This window comes from Sabulicella rubraurantiaca, from assembly GCF_017355885.1.
Classification (GTDB): domain Bacteria; phylum Pseudomonadota; class Alphaproteobacteria; order Acetobacterales; family Acetobacteraceae; genus Roseococcus; species Roseococcus rubraurantiacus.
Window position 1 is genome coordinate 24,020 of record NZ_JAFEUU010000022.1, and the last position, 17,724, is coordinate 41,743.

At 63.8% G+C, this 17,724-nt stretch carries 12 protein-coding genes; 5 read left to right on the top strand and 7 right to left on the bottom strand.

Annotation, left to right across the window (positions count from 1 at the left end; genetic code table 11):
- The first annotated feature begins 12 nt into the window (after positions 1-12).
- The gene (locus JTJ31_RS22145) at positions 13-654 is read left to right on the top strand and encodes a glutathione S-transferase family protein (RefSeq protein WP_328805798.1); all 642 of its coding nucleotides are present in this window, start codon (positions 13-15) and stop codon (positions 652-654) included.
- A gap of 248 nt (positions 655-902) precedes the next feature.
- Here JTJ31_RS22145 and JTJ31_RS22150 read toward each other — a convergent pair whose 3' ends face one another.
- From JTJ31_RS22150 to JTJ31_RS22165, 4 genes are all read right to left on the bottom strand, one after another.
- Positions 903-2,933, bottom strand: a complete 2,031-nt coding sequence (locus JTJ31_RS22150) for a response regulator (RefSeq protein ID WP_207540928.1) — start codon at positions 2,931-2,933, stop codon at positions 903-905.
- Positions 2,930-4,417 (bottom strand): ATPase domain-containing protein, encoded by a 1,488-nt coding sequence (locus JTJ31_RS22155; protein WP_207540929.1) that lies wholly within the window; start codon positions 4,415-4,417, stop codon positions 2,930-2,932. The genes JTJ31_RS22150 and JTJ31_RS22155 overlap by 4 nt, the downstream gene beginning before the upstream one ends.
- A gap of 432 nt (positions 4,418-4,849) precedes the next feature.
- Positions 4,850-7,108: a hybrid sensor histidine kinase/response regulator gene (locus JTJ31_RS22160; RefSeq protein WP_207540930.1), complete on the bottom strand. Its 2,259-nt coding sequence runs from the start codon at positions 7,106-7,108 to the stop codon at positions 4,850-4,852.
- A gap of 1,457 nt (positions 7,109-8,565) precedes the next feature.
- On the bottom strand, positions 8,566-10,275 hold the full coding sequence (locus tag JTJ31_RS22165) for an AI-2E family transporter (protein WP_207540931.1): 1,710 nt from the start codon (positions 10,273-10,275) through the stop codon (positions 8,566-8,568).
- Positions 10,276-10,497: 222 nt separating this feature from the next.
- On the opposite strand from JTJ31_RS22165, the gene JTJ31_RS22170 reads away from it, so the two are divergent.
- Both JTJ31_RS22170 and JTJ31_RS22175 read left to right on the top strand, forming a co-directional pair.
- Positions 10,498-13,386, top strand: coding sequence for a response regulator (locus JTJ31_RS22170; RefSeq protein ID WP_207540932.1), 2,889 nt, complete (start codon positions 10,498-10,500; stop codon positions 13,384-13,386).
- On the top strand, positions 13,383-13,763 hold the full coding sequence (locus tag JTJ31_RS22175; protein WP_207540933.1) for a response regulator: 381 nt from the start codon (positions 13,383-13,385) through the stop codon (positions 13,761-13,763). Before JTJ31_RS22170 ends, JTJ31_RS22175 begins: the two co-directional genes overlap by 4 nt.
- A gap of 257 nt (positions 13,764-14,020) precedes the next feature.
- Here JTJ31_RS22175 and JTJ31_RS22180 read toward each other — a convergent pair whose 3' ends face one another.
- Complete coding sequence (locus JTJ31_RS22180; RefSeq protein WP_207540934.1) at positions 14,021-14,779, bottom strand: SH3 domain-containing protein; 759 nt, start codon at positions 14,777-14,779, stop codon at positions 14,021-14,023.
- A gap of 431 nt (positions 14,780-15,210) precedes the next feature.
- On the opposite strand from JTJ31_RS22180, the gene JTJ31_RS22185 reads away from it, so the two are divergent.
- Both JTJ31_RS22185 and JTJ31_RS22190 read left to right on the top strand, forming a co-directional pair.
- Positions 15,211-15,465: a hypothetical protein gene (locus tag JTJ31_RS22185; RefSeq protein WP_207538871.1), complete on the top strand. Its 255-nt coding sequence runs from the start codon at positions 15,211-15,213 to the stop codon at positions 15,463-15,465.
- A 412-nt stretch (positions 15,466-15,877) separates the two neighbouring features.
- Positions 15,878-16,456 (top strand): DUF2272 domain-containing protein, encoded by a 579-nt coding sequence (locus JTJ31_RS22190; protein ID WP_207540935.1) that lies wholly within the window; start codon positions 15,878-15,880, stop codon positions 16,454-16,456.
- 261 nt (positions 16,457-16,717) lie between these two features.
- On the opposite strand, the gene JTJ31_RS22195 is transcribed toward JTJ31_RS22190, so the two are convergent.
- The gene (locus JTJ31_RS22195) at positions 16,718-17,218 is read right to left on the bottom strand and encodes an SET domain-containing protein (RefSeq protein WP_328805799.1); all 501 of its coding nucleotides are present in this window, start codon (positions 17,216-17,218) and stop codon (positions 16,718-16,720) included.
- A 242-nt stretch (positions 17,219-17,460) separates the two neighbouring features.
- The gene (gene tnpA / locus JTJ31_RS24815; protein WP_236020537.1) at positions 17,461-17,718 is read right to left on the bottom strand and encodes an IS200/IS605 family transposase; all 258 of its coding nucleotides are present in this window, start codon (positions 17,716-17,718) and stop codon (positions 17,461-17,463) included.
- Between the last annotated feature and the right edge of the window lie 6 nt (positions 17,719-17,724).

Sequence of the window (17,724 nt, forward strand, 5' to 3'; positions counted from 1 at the left end):
GATCCAGCACGGGTGTTCAGCCCCTATTGCTGGCGCATTCGCATGGCGCTCGCCCACAAAGGACTGGAATTCGAGAGCATTCCTTGGCGCTGCACCGAAACAGAGCATCTTGCCTTCGCCAACTACTCGCTGGTCCCGGTGCTGGTGGATGGAGAGCAGGTGGTCGCCGATTCCTGGACCATCGCTCGCTATCTGGACCAAACCTATCCGCAGCCCTTGCTGTTCCAGAATGATCCGCAGGCGTATCGCGCCGTCGTGAGCTGGAACGACAGCATCGTGCAGGCGGGGCTTGCGCGTCTCATCGTGTCGGACATCCCGCCGCTCCTCGGCGAGGCGGACCGCGCCTACTTCATCGAGAGCCAGGAACAGGAGTTCGGGCAGCCACTGCACGAAGTGACCGCTGACAGAGAGGAGCGGCTGCCAAGGTTCCGTGCCTCCCTGGAACCCCTCCGCATCGCCCTGGAGTCCTCGCCCTTCCTTGGCGGCGCCAGACCCGACTACGCGGACTACGTCGTCTTCGGTTCCTTCATGTGGGCCCGCAGCGTGAGCCCCCTGCGGATCCTGGAGACGGGGGACCCGATCCACGCTTGGCGCGAGAGTATGCTCGACCTGCACAAGGGCATGGCCCGCCGTGCTCCCTCCTTCGGTGCGTGAAAGAATGGATGCGGTGCATCCTGCGGCAAGTCGTGTTTCAAGATTCAAACTACTACCTCCCGTAGTCCTTGAGGAAGTGGGAGCAGGCCGCTTATCCACCACAAAGGAGAGGTCCTGATGCTCGCTTACACACCTCGTCCGACCCTTCGCCTCTTGACCGGCTTCGAACTCATCAGCGCGAGTCCGCTCGAGTAGGTCAAGGACCCGTTCGCTGCCCCGCAAACGAGGCGCAACTACCCTGTATGTTATCAGCGCCGCAGCCACGTTACGTTGCTGCTTCTGCCAAAAACGCGTTCCAGCGCTACAGCGAGGTCGCTTTGACGGAACGGCTTTGCAAGCTGCGGCAGTCCGATATTAAGGTCGCCTCCCGCATAACCGGTGATAACGAGAATCGGGATGTCGGGGTGACGCTCCCGTATCTTGCGAGAAAGTTCCGCGCCGTTCATGCGGGGCATGATGTAGTCCGTTACGACAGCATCGACCTCGAGGCCTGCGCGCAGGCGATCCAGCGCCTGAAAGCCCCCCTCTGCCTCATGGACCGTATGGCCCATGTCGCGGAGCATCGCTGCCGTCCCTGCGCGCACCAACTCCTCGTCATCCACCAGGAGGAGCACCGCCGGTCTCATCGAGGCAAGCGGCTTGCTGTCTGAGAGCAGCATGGGCTCAGCGGTGGCATTCGCGAGCGGGAGGAAAAGATCGGCCCGCGTCCCTTCTCCAAGCGCGCTGGTCAACACGAATGCACCGCCAAGCTGGCCCATCAGGCCATGCACCATGGACAGGCCGAGGCCAGTGCCCTTGCCGACGCCTTTGGTCGAGTAGAAGGGCTCGACGGCATGGGCCAGTGTCTCCTTGTCCATTCCGGTGCCCATGTCGATAACCGAAAGCCGCACATAGGCGCCGGGGCTGAGCCTTGGCGCTTCGCCTGGGCCGACGACCACCGGCTCGGCAGCGATAGTCAGCACCCCGCCCTCCGGCATGGCATCGCGGGCATTCACGCTGAGGTTTAGGAGCGCCAACTCCAGCTGGTTCGGGTCGACCAGCACCGAAGGCATATCCTTCGCCAGCAACACGCGTAGCTGGGTCCCGGGTCCGATCGAACTCGCCACGAGATCGCGCATACCCTCCACCAGCGTCGCCACATCCACCGGGCGCGTCTCAAGGGCTTGGCGCCGTGCGAAGCCGAGCAGCCGGCTGACGAGAACGCGTGCGCGCTCGGCTGACTGGAGCGCGCCGTCAATGAGGCGGATCATGCGCGGGTCGCGGTCTGCGTGACGCCTGGCAAGGAGGTCGAGCGCGCCGGTGATCGGGGTCAGCAGGTTGTTGATGTCGTGCGCGACACCCCCGGTCAGCTGCCCGATGACCTCGAGCTTCTGTGCCTCGTGGAGCTGGGCCGTGGCGGCTGCGCGTTCGGCGACAGCTTCTGTGACCTTCTGCTCAAGGTTGACATTGAGATCGCATAGTGCGGCCTCGGCATGTTTTCGCGCCGTTGCGTCCTTGAAAATCACGGCGACCTGCCGGCGGCTCGGAGGTTCCACCCGGAACGCTGCGAGTTCCAGATGACGCCCCGTTTCGGCGAGTTCCCGCTCGAACCGAACCGCCTCGCCGGAGATGAGGATGCGGCGATAGATGTCAGCCCACGCATCGGCCTCTTCCCGCGACACGATCTCCCGCAGCCGCTTGCCGACGATATCCGGTATCCCGGTATTGGAGCTGTAAGCCGGATTTGCCTGGACATGCACGTAGTCGGAGAGCAGCCCATACGGCCCGTCCAGGAACTCGATGACACAAAAGCCCTCGTCCATGGTCTCGAAGAGCGTTCGGTACCGCTCCTCGCTCTCTCGGAGCGCGATCAGGCGCGCGCGTGCCTCGTACTGGCGGCGACGTGCGCGCAGAGCAGAGCGGGCAAGGCTGACCAGCGTAGTGGGATGGAAGGGCCGCTCAAGGAAAGTCACGTTCCCAAGGAGTTCAAGGTGGCGCGCCGCCGCTGGGTTGCGTTCAAAGCCTGCGCCCCAGTTCGTCAGAAGCACGAACGGAAGGTCGGACCATTCCTCCTGGTCATTGAGCCAAGCTGCCAGCCCGTGCAGGTCGGCTGTTGCGATCGCTTCCTCCGTCATCAAAGCGAAGGCCGCGCCTTGATTAAGTTCCCGGATAAGCGCTGTCAGCGAAGTGCATGGCGTGGCGCTGATGCCTGCCTCTCCCAAGATGGCGGTCGCAATCTGAGTGTCCCGTCCCCTTGGCGCGAGAACCAGAGCGCGCTCAGAGACGGTCGTCCGCTTCACTTGCCTGCGTCCTTCAGAAGGCCATCCTTGCCAACCAGTTCCGGAACGCCACGCAGGATGCCTTGGAAATTGGTCAGAGGAGAACCAAGGGTCACACCGTCCCCCGTGATCCGGTACTCACGGATCGTGTCCTCATGGGCGCCGGTGCGCTTCTTCACGACCGAAATCGCGCGGCGGACCCGGCCCAGGGCCTCGAAGTAGCGAAGGAGGATCACGGTGTCTGCCAAGTAGGTGATGTCGACTGGCGCTCTCATGTCGCCGACCAGCCCATGCTGCGCGACGGTCAGGAAGGTGGTGGCGCCTTGCCGGTTCAGGTACTGCAGAAGCTCGTGCATATGCAGGATCAGAGCCTGCTCGCCCGGCATGGCGGCCTGGTAGCCATTGAGGCTATCGAGCAAGACGGTTCTCGCTCCGATTTCCTCGACGCAGTGCCGCACGCGAGAGGAGAACTCGCCCGGCGACAGTTCAGCGGCATCGACTTGTTCGAGGACGAGGCTCCCCGAATCACGCATGCGCTGCAAGTCGATGCCAAGGCCCTGCGCCCGCTCGAGGAGGAGGCCCAGTTCTTCGTCAAAGACGAACATCGCAGCGCGTTCGCCGCGCGCGATCGCATTCTGGATGAAGGTAAGGGAGAGAACGGATTTTCCAGTGCCGGCTGGCCCGAGGATCAGCACACTTGAGCCACGCTCGACGCCTCCCCCAAGGAGGTCGTTGAATTCCGGCAGATGCGTCGTCAGCAGGTCGCGCTTGAAGTCGGCCCTGTGCTCGGACGAGACGAGACGTGGAAAGACGCGCACACCGCCCGTCTTGATGGTGAAATCATGGAACCCGCCCCGGAAGCGGCGGCCGCGGTACTTGATGACACGAAGGCGACGTCGTTCGGCGCCGTACTCGGGGGCCAGTTCCTCCAGTCTTACCACGCCATGCGCAACGGAATGGACTGTCTTGTCGAGCGCGTCGGTCGTGAGGTCATCGAGCATGAGAACCGTTGCGCCGCTTTTGGCGAAGTAATGCTTCAAAGCCAGGATCTGCCGGCGGTAGCGGAGGGAACTCTGTGCCAGCAGGCGGATCTCCGATAGGCTGTCCAGCACCACGCGGCTGGGTTTTGCCATTTCGAAGGCCTCGAAGATGCGCTTGGTCGTCTCGCCCAGTTCGAGATCCGACGAATAGAGCAGGCTTTGCTGCTGCTCCTCATCGAGTAGGCTCTCCGGCGGGACCAGCTCGTACACATTGATGCCGTCGAGCGACCAGCCGTGCGAGGTCGCGGTCGCGCGAAGCTCATCGTCGGTCTCGGACAGGGTGATGTACAAGCAGCGTTCGTCAGCCGCGGCGCCGGCGAGGAGGAACTGCAGCGCGATGGTGGTCTTCCCGGTGCCAGGGCTGCCTTCGAGCAGGTAGCTCCGGCCGCGCTCCAAGCCGCCACCGAGTATGTCGTCCAGTCCTGCAACCTCTGTCCTGGCTTCCTGTGGCCCGGGGGTATCCATGGCATTCTCCTTGGGCGCTTTGATGAGAAGTTTACCGCGAACTGCAAGGTCGGAGGGAGGGTGCTGCGGCCAAACAAATTAAGGGGAGCCGCCAATCTACGAGAGGCCTGCTAGGCAAGACAGCCGACTGCGACTGTCTCCTCGCCAACTGCCGCTTGGCTGGTGGCCTGACGGATCTAGCCCCAGCCAGAGCTCACCACTACCTGGGACCTAGCGCACGAAGGCTTCTCGACCGCCTGCGCATGCCCCAGCGCAGGGTTCGGCCTTCCTGAGCTTCCCCGCGGACGAGGCTGAGCCTCTCGGCGGGCGAGCGTACCCTGGCGGGGCTGCACCACAGATGGATGTGCCAGACCCAACAGATCTCCAGCAGCTCCGTCAGGACGGCGGGGTCGCACCGCTGCCCAGGCGTTTGGCTCGAGGCACCGAAGACGATCACTCCGTTGGCCCGCTTTGCTTGCTCGCGGCTGCATTTTCTGCCTCCAGAAGCATGGCCGCGCGGTCGGCCAGTGCGCCCACATCGACCGGCTTACGCACGAGCGAAAAGGCGCCACTGAGGGCGCCAGTCAACGCGAGTTCCGCCGTGTCCGTCGCGAAGCCAGTCAGCAGGATGGCCGGAAGACCTGGCCGGCGGTGCTGGGCGCCTCGGATGAGGGTTAGACCGTCAATCTCCGGCATGGACAGGTCAGACACGAGGAGATCCACCTCCTCTCCGGCATCGAGCAAGTCCAGTGCGTCGGTCGCCCTTTCTACTGTCCGAACAGTGAAGCCAGTCGCCCTCAGCCCCTCTGCGGTGATCTCGCGAACGACCGCCTCATCGTCCACGATCAGGAGGCGCCCTCGCGTCCCACGGGTCGCGCCAGGCCGGTCCGCAGCGGGATGCTCTGTCTTCTGCAATTCCTCGTCGGCGACCGGAAGCCAGATCGACACCGTCGTCCCCCGTCCGACCTCGCTCTCCACGGCGAGCGCGCCCCCTGATTGCTCTGCGAAGCCGCGGGCCATGGCGAGACCTAGCCCTGTCCCCTTACCTCTTGGCTTCGTCGTGAAGAAGGGCTCGGACGCACGGGCCAGCACGGCTGGCGACATGCCCATGCCGGCATCACGCACAGACAGCCGCACATAGGCGCCCGGTCGGAGCTGCAGCGGCCGTACCGCGCCTTCCCTGGCAATCAACGCCGCCTCGGCAGACAGGGCGATCGTTCCCTGACCACGAAGGGCGTCCCGCGCGTTTGTAGCGAGGTTTACTAAAACCGTTTCCAGCTGCCCCTTGTCAGCGAGCACCGGTGGAAGGCCGGCCTCGACTGTCAGTTCTACCCCGATCCCGCCGCCCAGGGTGTGCGCAAGCACCTCCTGCATGCCCTCAAGCAGTTCCCTGGCATCCAGCGACTCGGCACGAAGATCGGCACGCCGAGAAAAGGCGAGGAGACGGCGCGTCACGGCCGCGCCTCGCCCGGCGGCCTCGCGCACCATCCCCGCGATCCGGCGTACGCGCGGCGGGTGGTCGGCCGCGTCCTCGATCAGCTTCGCGCCGCCCCCCACGGCCTGGAGGACGTTATTGAAGTCGTGTGCGATGCCTCCTGCGAGCTGACCCAGCGCCTCCATTCGTTGCGCTTGGGCCAGCCGCGCCTGCGCCTCCTCACGTGCTGCAACCTCCTGGCGTACGCGAGTCTCGAGAGCCTCGTTCAAGCTACGCAGCGACCTTTCGCTCGCCCGCAGCGCAAGCTCGGCCTCGGCGAAGCCTCGTCGCAATATCTCGAGTTCCGCGATGCCCGCGGGCGGAATCCCCGCGGCCGTGGGTGCCTGCCGGCCTGCAGCTAGCGCCTCGGCGTGACGGCTGAGTTGCTGAACGGGACGGAGGATACGCCGCGCGACGAATGTTGCCGCAAGCCCGCCAAGAACGACGGCGAGTGTACCGCTCGCGAGAAGCACGAAGAGCGGCCAGCGCCAGATCACGTCGAAGTAGGCTGCGGGCTCGCCGACAACGACGGTCCATCCCTCCGTGGACGGCACAGCTGCGAAACCGAAGACACGCTCCACCCCCTCAAGGTCGACGGCGCGATAGACGCCCCCCTCTAGGTCCCTGAAGCGCTGGACGTTCTCCGCGCGCACGGGGCGTCCGACGAGGCGCTCATGCGCCTCGTCGGAGCGTGCGACGAGGATGGCACGGGCATCAGTTACCGCCGCAAAGGCGCCCTCCGCCATGACCTGTCCCGCGAGCAGATCGCGGAACCGCTCGGCGCCCACGGCGGCGACAGTGATGCCTGCCACCCGCCCCGCCCCATCCATCAGGGGCAGAGCAACCGACACCACCGGTCGGCCGGAAAGTGAGCCGGTCACGAGATCCCCAATTGCGGCCTGCCCCGAGGCGAACGCTCGCTGGACCGCCGTGGAGGAGGCTGCAGTCGGCATAGGGACGCCAAGCGGCCGGAGGGAGCTGAGTACCTGGCTTCCGTCTGGGGAGAGGACCGCAACGGTTGCCTCATACTGCTGGCCGATTCGAACCGCCTGGGCGTGGAGAGCCGCGGGGTCGTGCGGCCGGAGCGGATTGTCCCCAAGAGCGGGCGAGGTCGCGAAAGCCGAAAGCGCACCCACAATGCCGCGGAAGTCACGTTCAATCGCTAGGGAGAGGGCACGCGCTGTGGAAAGGAGCCGCGCCTCGGCCGCGTCCTGACGGCTCTCGATGACGCTCCACACGGCTACTCCGCCTGCGACAAGGGGAGGTGCGAGGGCAAGGGCCACAAGACCCATGAGGAACGCCGAGAGTTTCGGGGTACGGGCCGCACGACGCTGGCCGCCTCTCGCGCCAGGCGGACGTTCAGCGTCCAAAGCGGGCTCCGCCCGACCGCTTGGCGCTCTTACCCCATGCTCCCGACACTTGCCTCCTCCCGTCCGAATCTCGCTCGCCTCGCGGCGTTCCTGCACAAAGTCAGTCCTGATCAGGAAAAGTGGGCTCAGCCCTGTCCTAGCGATGTTACTGAGGCTGCCGTCGCAGCTTACCACTTGCGTGAGGGTGCCATGCAAGCCGCTTTCCTTCTTGGAATACTCGAGTCGCGAGGGACAACCGCCGCACCACGTTGCTCACCAGCTTTGAACCATGCGGACCTCCAAAGCGGTACCAACTCCCACACAAAAAGGCTTTGGCCACGCCAGCTTCGGTCGGTTCAGCTCCCAAGAACAACCTGATCAATTCCAGCAGGCCAAAATCGTCCAAGCAACTCAGAGCCCTCGCCCCTACGCTTCGCCATGAGGTTGCAGGATACGTCCAGCCAATAGGCCTCTTGTAGCTGCCTTCCGCCCAATGCGGTCCGTCTATCCAGGCTCGCAGGATCCGAGTCCGTCGTCAGCGACTTGGCCACGCCGCATCGAGCGCGGGAGCGCGAGAGCCGACCAGGGATGATACTATGGAGGTTAAGGTTAAAAACCTCTTGAGGTGCTCCTCCGTCCACGAAGAGCCTTCCTGTCGAGGACGCAAATCGTGCCAAGCACCTAGCCATCCAAATCGAGAAGAGGAACGCCTGCGTAGGCAGCGCTCCGTACTCGCGTGCGGTTGGATTGCCTTTAACCAAAGGGTGATTCTTGGCGTCCTTGACGACAAAAGCCTCACCCAGAGGCGTAGCATGGCGGCAAAGGGAATAAGCCGCGGGGTTTCCCGCTCGGTCGCGAAGCCTACTGGAACGGACCCAGAATGGCTCTTGAGGAACTGCCAGTCACGGTCTACCAGCGACACAAGGGCCATGGCGCGTCGAGCACCTCCCAGGCAAGCCGTGTCAATTGGTCGAACCCCTCTTCTGCTGGCGTTTCCAGCAGCCTTGCCGCCTGGAGCGCTGCGAGCTGGATCGGGCTTTCATCCGGATCATTGTAGATAGGCTTTGATCCATTCGCTTCAGCGGCGAGGTGAACCCCAATGCTGAAGGATCTTTTGACGCCTTACCTAGTGAGAATGCAGAGCAGATTGCTCCGTCGATTAGAGCAGATCAGGCCTGCGGACGTACCGGGTCCTCAGAACTGGGGAGCGACTGTGACCAGCTGCGCTCTTGGTGTTTCCAACGCCGACTCTTTCGCCTTGCCGGCATCCTCGCACCTCCGTCTCTAGGCGGATCAGCTCTCGTTTGCGCCTTTCGTCCTGCCCAGCCTCCAAGGTGATTGGGCCTTCATAGCTCCGCAGCACGGGTCGCTGCGCGGGAGGAATAAGCCTCGACTTGAGCCAGAGCTTCGCCAAGCGATGTGACAATCACGTCCGCAGGCCCATCTGCTCGCAACGCGGTGAGCATCGCGCTCTCCGGCGCTGCATTCCAGATCCCTACCGCCACCCGTGCTTCAGGAAGATGCCTCGCGAGTCGCCGCAGTGACGTCCGCACGCCAGAGACAGAGTTTCCCTCCTCCAGAACCGAGAGGCAGACGAGACGCACACGCACGGGGTCCAACTGACCGATATTGGCGGCGTCCAGCGCACCGGGCCCGAGTGCCACCGCGCCGAAGCCATCGCGGCGCAGGACCAGCGCAGCGAAGCGGGCTGCCACGTCATCCAGCGGGCCGCGCGCCGGAACGCAGAGTACCGCGCCTGCCGCGGCCCAGTCGGCAGGACGCTCGAGCGTGGCCTCCTCTTGAAGGCTTTCCGCCAGTTCATCGATCAACGTTCCCGTCGCGATACGGAGCTTCTCCAAGCGGTCACTCTCCAGGATCTCGCGGCTCCAATCAGTGGCTGCCAGTGCCAGGGCGCGCAGTGCCACGCTATCGGCGAAGCCCAGCAGTTTTGCGTCCTCTGGCTCCATTGCTGCGTGCGCTTGCACGACCAGCCTGTCCACGTCGCCTTCGAGAGCGCGCTGGTAAAATGTTTCCTCTGCCGCTAGCGCCGGACGGTCGCCGAGCATGACGTCCAGAAACTCGAGCTGCGGCACGTGTCGTCCCAGCACCACCAGCCCCACCGTCAGCGGAGTGGCAATCAGCAGGCCGATGGGCCCCCAGAGGAGCGTCCAGAAGGAGGCGGAAAGAATTACCGAAATCGGTGACAGGCCAGTCCGCCTGCCCAGCACGACCGGCTCAGCCACCTGGCCCATAAACACTTCGCCAAGCAGGATGAGGGCCAGGACTGAGATGGCCAGCTCCCAGCCGGGCTCGATCGCTAGTGCAAGCACAACCGGGGGAAGGATGGCGATGGGTGTTCCGATGAAAGGAACGAAGCGCATCAGTCCGACCAAAAGCCCCCACAGAAGCGCTGCGGGCAGACCCAACAGCCAGAGCCCTGCGGCTACAGCGACACCGAAGCCGGCCGCTAGAACAACCTGTGCGAGAAACAACCTCGAAAGCCGGTCGGCTGCGTCGTTCATGGCGGCCATGGTGCGTGGCAGATCCCGCGCGCCAGCCAAGCGGATCACTCGGTCACGCAGATCGTCCGAAAAGAGGAGGATGAACACGGTGAACAGTGCGACCAGCCCAGCTGTTGCAAGCGGGGCCAATACGGGACCAAGTACCGTCCCCGCGAGCTGCAAGGAGGTGCTCGTCGGGCGCGCGGGCTCGGCATCCACCACCACTGGAACCGGTTCGGAAGCCGTGCCTCGCAGCATCGCCTCGGCATTGCGAAGAGATTCGCTCAGTCCGGAAAGGACGCCCAGCTTCTGCCGGAGTGGCCCAACGTAGCGGGGCGCCTCACTCGCGATGAGCGCCCCCTCATGGCCGATGAGTGCGCCGATCCCAAGCAGCAGGAGGAAGCCGAGCAGCGCGGCCAGCACCACCGACGCTCCCCTTGGAATGCCGATACGTCGTCCCAGACGCGCGAGGGGCGCGAGGACAAAGGCCAGCAGCCCTGCTAGCACCAGGGGCACCAGGACGTCCTGAGCCAGATATAGCGCGGCGATTACCATAGCCCCGATTGCCATTGTCGCAGCAATGCGGAGCGGGTCGGACGAACCTGCGGGAAGCCGGGCGGGGTGGAGCATCAGGCGGAAGGCCTTTGAGGGGCGTGGCGTTCGCCTTCAACCTTCGGAAGCCTCGCGGGTTTGCCATTTGCCAGCGCATGCGCCGGCTCCATGGGGACCCACATGCCCACAGCTGAAGCCGCCCGGCGCCCCTCCCCCCTGCAGCCCGTGCTCGCAGCCTTGTTGATTGTCGTTGCGGCTGCGTGCGGCACAGCCTCCTATGTGATGGGAGCGCGTGACCGCGCGACGGTCGCAGCTGGCAATGCGCTGGCGTTTGGGCTGGAGGCGACGCTTTCGGCGCTGAAGGACGTCGAGACCGGGCAACGTGGCTACCTCTTGGTGGGAGACGACGAGTATCTTGGCCCGTTCCATGCAGGGCTGCGTGATCTTGAGGCGCGGCTGGGAGAGTTGTCTGCTCTGCGTGAAGCCGCTGGCGAGTCCCATGACCAAGGGCTGGAAAGATTGATCCGCCAGCGCGTGGAGATCGCGATCCGCCTGGTCGACCGCAAGCGTTCTGGTGTCGAGGACAATGTCCGAGTTCTGACCGAGATCGGTGAGGGCAAAACCCTTATGGACGCGATCCGAGCCGAGGTCGCTGCTCAACAGGAGCATACTCGCAGCCGCGTCACAGAACTCACCGAGACGGGCGACCGTCGCGCGACGTGGCTGATGGCCGCGACCTTGGCAACGACGCTGGGCGGCGCGCTGCTGCTCGCCTTCTACGCCCTTGGGCGCCGCAGAGCGGAGCGCGCGGCGAATGCGCTGCTGGATAGCGTGATGGCCAATGCCCCTATGGGACTAGCCTTCCTCGACGCGCAGCTGCACGCCTCAGGCGCAAACCAAGCAATGGAGGAGCTTGGCCAATCTGCCATCGGCGAGAAAGTGGGCGGGGGCCGCCCGCTGCCCGCCCAGCTGCGAAAATTGTTGGAGCCCAGGCTGCGAGATGTCATGGGAGGGCGCACTCGAACGGCTGAGGTTGAGATGGACCTTCCGCCTGTGGCGCTGGGGCAGGCGTCCAGTCACCTTCGCGCAACGCTGTTCCCCCTGCGCAGCGACCGGGCGGCTGGCGCTGGGTTGGTGCTGGAGGACGTTTCTCGACGCAAGCGTGCGGAAGCCCGGCTCCGCCGCTCCGAGGTTCGCTTCCGGACCCTAACGGAATCCATGCCTCAGCTTGCCTGGATCGCAGATGCGGATGGAGCGATTAGCTGGAGCAACGCCCGCTGGCGTGAGTTCACTGGGCTGGCCGACGCCAAGGCGCTGGGCTGGGACTGGCTGGAGCTGCTCGACCCGGCTGAGCGGGGTCCGGTCGAGGGCCGGCTTCGCGAGGCCTTCGCCAGCGGCGAAGCATGGGAGCAAAGCTTTGCGCTCCGCCGCCATGACGGACATCTGCGCTACTTTCTCACGCGCGCTGTGCCGCTGCCTGACGAGGACGGCACGGCTGTCACCTGGTTTGGCACTTGCACGGACGTGACCGACCTGAGGGAGGCACAGGAAGCTGCCAAAGCTGCTCAGGAAGCAGCAGAGGAGGCCAACCGCGCGAAAAGCACCTTCATTGCGAATATGAGCCACGAACTCCGCACCCCGCTTTCCGCAGTGATCGGCTACAGCGAGATGCTGGAGGAGGAGGCCGAGGAGTTAGAAGGCGGTGAATCCCTGGTGGAAGATCTGCGCAAGATCGGTACCAACGCGCGGCACCTCCTGTCTCTCATCAACGACGTGCTCGACCTTTCCAAGATCGAAGCTGGTAAGATGGAGGTCGCGCCGGAGGATATCGACGTGACGCAACTGGTGGAGGAAGTGACCGCCACCGTTACCGCGCTTCTCCGGAAGAATGGCAATGAGCTGGAGGTTCAAATGCGTCCCGGCCTTGGCCGGATGCATTCGGACCCAGTCAAGATCCGGCAGTCTCTCATCAACCTGCTCAGCAATGCTGGGAAATTCACGCAAAATGGGCGCGTGACGCTGGAGGTTGAGGAGGCCACGGCCAAGGAAGGTACGCGCGAGGTGATGTTCCGCGTCTCGGACACCGGCATCGGCATGACGGAGGAGCAGAAATCCCGGCTTTTCCGCCGTTTCACGCAGGCCGACAGTTCGACGACGCGCAGGTTTGGCGGCACGGGGCTCGGGCTCTCCATCACCAAGGCGTTCTGCGAAACGCTAGGTGGAAATATCGTCGTTACCTCGCGTGTCGGAGAGGGAACGACCTTCACCATTCGGTTGCCCGCCGACCTGAGCCAGATGCCTCATCGCGAGGTCGAGGTGCCACCAGTGGAGCATGTAGGCGCTGGGCTGGTGCTCGTCGTGGATGACGACGCCGCCTCGCGTGAGTTGCTTGCCCGCTTCGTGACGCGCGAGGGCTTCGCCGTTCGATGCGCCCGCGATGGGGAAGAGGGCCTGTCCATGGCGCGCAGCCTGCGCCCGACTGCGATCATTGCGGATGTGATGATGCCGCGCATGGATGGCTGGGCCATGCTTTCGGCTCTGAAGAATGACCCAGAGACCGCCGACATTCCAGTTGTGATGGCCAGCATCCTGCCGGAGAGGGCGTTGGCTGTTTCTCTGGGTGCCGCCGATTTTCTTCCCAAGCCGGTCCCCTGGCTGCGTCTGAAAGCAGTGCTGGATGGATGGCGCACGCCAGGCCTCGCATTGGTCGTTGAGACTGACGAGGCCATGCGGGCCGAACTGCGCACCCGACTTGGCGAGGCTGGGTGGGCCTCCGAGGAAGCCTCGGGCAAGGAAGCCGCGCTCCGGCGCCTCGCCGAGGCACCGGAGATCGGCCTAGTGCTCGTGGCCGTGCCGGGGCCTGATGGTGACGGCCTCGCCTTGCTGGATGAACTGCGGCGCCATGGGCAGTCCCCTCAGGTCATCGCTCTGACGGGCGGCGAGGTCGCAGCGGAGGATCTGGAGGCGCTCAAGGGCCAGGTGCGCCGCGTCCTGCCTGCCGACGAGGAGCCACCTGAAAGCCTTTTGGCCGAGTTGCGCAGGCTTCATCCGCGCCCCTCGAACGCGGCGTCGGGACCAGCGTTGGTGGCAGCAGGCAGGGAGACCAACCAGTGACCAAGATCCTGCTGGTGGAAGACCACGAGGAGCTGTGGGATCTGATGTCCCGCCGGCTGAAGCGGCGCGGCTTCGAGGTCGTGCTGGCGCATGATGGACAGGCGGGGCTCGACCAAGCCGGGGCAGAGCAGCCGGACGTGATATTGCTCGACATGAACCTGCCAGTGATGGACGGCTGGACCGTGGCGCGAAACTTGCGAGCCAACGCCCAGACAGCGCGAATTCCCATCATTGCGCTGACCGCGCATGCCATGGCGGGCGACAAAGACAAGATTCTTGCTGCGGGTTGTGATGAATATCATCCAAAGCCCGTAGACTTCCCGGTGTTGCTCGAGCAGATCGACGCAGTGCTGCTGGCTGCCGAAGAAAAGCCATAGCGCTAACGCTCGAATTTTTCCCTATGACGAAAATCGTCACGGCTGCGGAAGCGAACTCAATAGCAGCGCGGAAGTGGTCCAAACTTTCCACGAAGGTGAGCTTCTCTCGCCACCTCCTCAACCGCCCATTAAGTCCAGTTTGCGTCTACCGAACTCGCTTTGCCACGGACAGTAGGTTCGTGGCTGGAGAAGGGACACATAGGCAGGTCCATAAGCGGTGCGAACGGGGCCGCCTTCTGAAGCACCAGAATGCTCAATCAGCGGTCCGTCCGATCCAGTTCCGTCCGCTCCAGCACGGAGGAATGAATCCAACCCCACGCGGTTCCGTTCTGGCCGACCTGATACCATCCGCCGGGTGCCTCGCCGAAGACCTGCAACGTGCTCGAGCGCGGAACGACCCGCAGGACCTGGCCGCCTTGTGGCGAGGAGCGGAGGTTTGCGCCATTGCGGGCCGACGTCACCACGCTTCGCACCGAAGACGCAGCCGCAGCCGCTGCTGTGGGCGCGGCTGTGGACGCCGGTGAGACGGAAGCGGGCGCGTTGCTGGCCATGGCCGGTGGGGCTTCTGGCGCAGCTTGCGTCGGAAGGGGTGGCAGTGGCCGTGCCGCCGTGCGTCCGACAGGTGGACCACCGCCCTCGAAGCATCGATCGACCATCTCCGTGAACACACGGGTCGCCTCGGGTCCGCTAGCCCCCAGCACGAAGCTGGTGACCTGTGGCGCCCCGGCCTCCGCGTTCACGACCGCAACCCACGGCAGCAATGGCTCGCTTGCACTGCCGGAAACGCGTCCGCAGACGGCGAAGGTGTTCGGGATGGCCTGGGCGAAGGCCTGTACGCCACGCGGCTGCTGTCCACCCGTTGCGCGCAGTCGTTCCCGCAGGCGGGCTTCCGCGGCCTCGTGGGCGGCCTGCAGGCGTGGATCGGCGGCTGCTCCCCTTTGCTGGGGCGGGTCCTCCCGGCACGCCAGAAGCGTCACGGCGGCGAGGGTCAGAACGAGGCCACAGGGCGGGCGCATGTTTGATGAACGCCGTAGCCGCGCCCAAGAATGCACCCATGGGACGGCCGCCTGGGTCGGCTCAGCCCCCAGCCGGGAAACTGCATGGCGCATTGCCCACCACCTAAACATTTCTTCGAATGCAAATGGCTCAGCCCCCGTCCGCGACAGGGCCCTTCCGCCGAGCCCCTGCCTGGCAGGAGGCATTCCTGCGCGAGGTATAACCCGGCGACAGGCCGGCAGAGGAGAAAAGCCAGACCGCAAATCAGTCGTTGTTTTCTCCCGGAGGCCTCCCTAACCTTCCCTCTATAGCCACTCCGGCTCAGGAATGGAGCGGTCGCAGCGGATCGCATGCTTTTCCTGGCTGTGGCTTGTGCCCACCCCCCCAGGGCAGGAGACAACCAGAAGTGCAGAAGACCTCGACCAGGGTCCGTTCCTTGCACGAGACCCCGATGGGACGAACGCCAGAACTGCGACGCGTTGCCCGGACGCGCATGATCTGCGGCGGCAGGATGGTCGCCGAGGAACGCAGTCAAGCTTGCGTCGTCCTGGACCTCTCCGCGACGGGCGCCCGCATCCACCTCCTCCACCCGGAAGCGGCACCGTCGACGGCCGTGCTCCATCTGCCCGGCGGAGTGGTGCGCAAGGCAGCCCGACGCTGGCAGCGCGACGACATCGCAGGCTACGAGTTCTGCGAACCGGCCTAGACGCCGCGTAATCCACGCGGCGTCGCGCAACGCACCCTTGCCGCTGCAAGCTGATCCGCTTCGCCTCACAGGTGTGGCCGGTCTAAGCCTCGATAACTTCGGCGCTATGGAAGCACCGTTGGATCTCGCTGACACGCAATCAAGCTTCCGCAGCCGCACACAAACCTGCATCGCGGGGACCGCGCCTAAGCCCTGCTCCGTGAGTGCCTACGTGTCCTCGCCTTCATGGGTTCAATCAGTATTGCGCCATTCTGGCTCTGGGCTCTACGCGGCGAGGAGCATGTTGGAGACGACGCTGACACGTGGCCCCTGATCTTGGTTCGTTCCATGCGTGACCGTCGTAGGCACAGGTGGCAGCTTGATGACAGAGTAAGCTTCTGTGCGATTCTCGTGCGACAAAGCGGTGACGAGCATGCCCTTCGCAGACGACTTGGTTTGGGTGACGGTGGCTGAGTTTGAAAAATATGGACGGATGACCGAAGATGAGGATGTTTTTTCGGACCGAATTGGACAATATTGGGCCATACGAGGCAAGCCATATACTGGAAAAGATTCTGGGCTCGATTGGTCGGGCGCCTTCATTTCTATGATGGTTCGGCTAGCCGATCCAGATGCCGATTTTCAATTCAGTGGCTCAAGCTCTTTTCATGCTGAGCCCTCCGCCCAAACCACACAAAATGAAGAAGGAGGTTGGTTTCGTGGCTATCGGCCAGCCGAAATCACGATTGAGCCCGGCGATCTCCTCTTTATGAACGAAGAGGGCCAGCCGCAGCTATTGTATGAGGATGCGGCGGCAGAGCGCCATGACTTTCCATACCGTGAAAGCCACGGCGACATCGTTGTGGCTGTAGATCCCACAGGCATTCACACCATAGGCGGAAATGTTAAAGACAGGATTGGGCAAAAGCGTTTCATTTTTGATGAAAACAAAGATCTGGTCAATGTAGCCGATCAGAATCAGAAAGTCTTTGTGGTCGTTCGGCGTATCTGAAATCTCACTCCTGGAAACACACGCGCACAAGGCCATTAGTGCTTGTCGCGACGAAAGCGACCCGAGAGGAGTAGCAGCGCCTTCGGTAGTCGTTCCGGCTAGTGACGTCCGACGAGACCTTTATCATTTGGGGTGCTCGAGTTGGGGTGGGTTGAATGTCTGATGGCATGAGCGAGCCTGTGGCAAAGCGACTAATGCACTTGGAGTGACAAAGCAGATCTACAGCAGCTGGCGGTCTGGCCGCGCGCGGCCAGAGGAAAATCAAGCGTTAGTCTGCTTATCCGAAGCCACCGCTGGGCTAGCGGCAGAACTCTGTGAAGCTTCTCGCGGCATCTCGCCGCTCCAAGAGCCGCCAGCCGCGAGCGGAGGCACCGCATCCGGCCAGCCCAAGAATGGGCGCTCACAGAACGCGTGATAATCGGATGTGATCTCAGTTCCTGGCGGCAGATCGACCGTGGCGAAGGTGTGGTTACGGGTGTCGTAGGTATTTGGGTCGCTCGAGTGATTAATGAATCGAGCGTTGTCGACACAAACGAGCCAGCGGCCCGGCTCGCCAAGAGGCTCGTATCCATATCGCTCTACAAAGGCTCTGAGAATCGGGTCTTCAGGAAGCCCTTCTAGCAACAGGTCAAGGCCAGGATCGAACTGCCAGATCACCTCCCCCGCGGCAACAAAACATTCGGTGAAAAGGCCGTTGCCGGCGCCGGGGATCTGACTTGCTGCCACTCTCGTGGGAATTCGCATCATGCGATGGATCTTCACCTGCAAAGGAGTTCCGCCGATGAACGTGCCATAAGCTTCGCCGTCACAAGCGAAACGACCGGCGGCAGGGGAACTGGTCCGCTCTTCTGCGTCAGTCCGTCACTCCCAGCGTCCTCCCTTCCCGTCCGCAGCAGTGGGGCGACCACCGCCGCAAGCTCTCCGGATCCCACCGCTTCGCGGCATTCCCCTCCCTCCAACCTCCGGGTTGGAGGGAGGGGAGTGCCGCACCGCCCCGCGGGCGGTCATAGTTCCGGGCGCTCCTGTTGCTCGATATAGCGGCGAATGATCTCCAACGGGGCGCCGCCGCAGGAGATGACGCAATAAGACCGGCTCCAGAGTACGGGCTGGTGGGGGAACCGCCGCACCTCCTCGGGAAACTCCGAGCGCAGCCTGCGGCTTGTGCCGGTCTTGAGGGCGTTCACAAAGTCGGCCAGCGCGTGCTTGGGGGGCAGGGTGAACAGCAGATGGACATGCTCTGGCTCGCCGTTTGTCTCGATCAAGCGCCC

What these genes read in the sequence shown, in the direction of transcription:
- JTJ31_RS22180 (WP_207540934.1), bottom strand. Translation starts at nt 14,779, where the DNA reads ATGCGCCCGCCCTGTGGCCTCGTTCTGACCCTCGCCGCCGTGACGCTT.
- JTJ31_RS22165 (WP_207540931.1), bottom strand. Translation starts at nt 10,275, where the DNA reads ATGGTAATCGCCGCGCTATATCTGGCTCAGGACGTCCTGGTGCCCCTG.
- JTJ31_RS22155 (WP_207540929.1), bottom strand. Translation starts at nt 4,417, where the DNA reads ATGGATACCCCCGGGCCACAGGAAGCCAGGACAGAGGTTGCAGGACTG.
- JTJ31_RS22190 (WP_207540935.1), top strand. Translation starts at nt 15,878, where the DNA reads ATGCCCTTCGCAGACGACTTGGTTTGGGTGACGGTGGCTGAGTTTGAA.
- JTJ31_RS22185 (WP_207538871.1), top strand. Translation starts at nt 15,211, where the DNA reads ATGGGACGAACGCCAGAACTGCGACGCGTTGCCCGGACGCGCATGATC.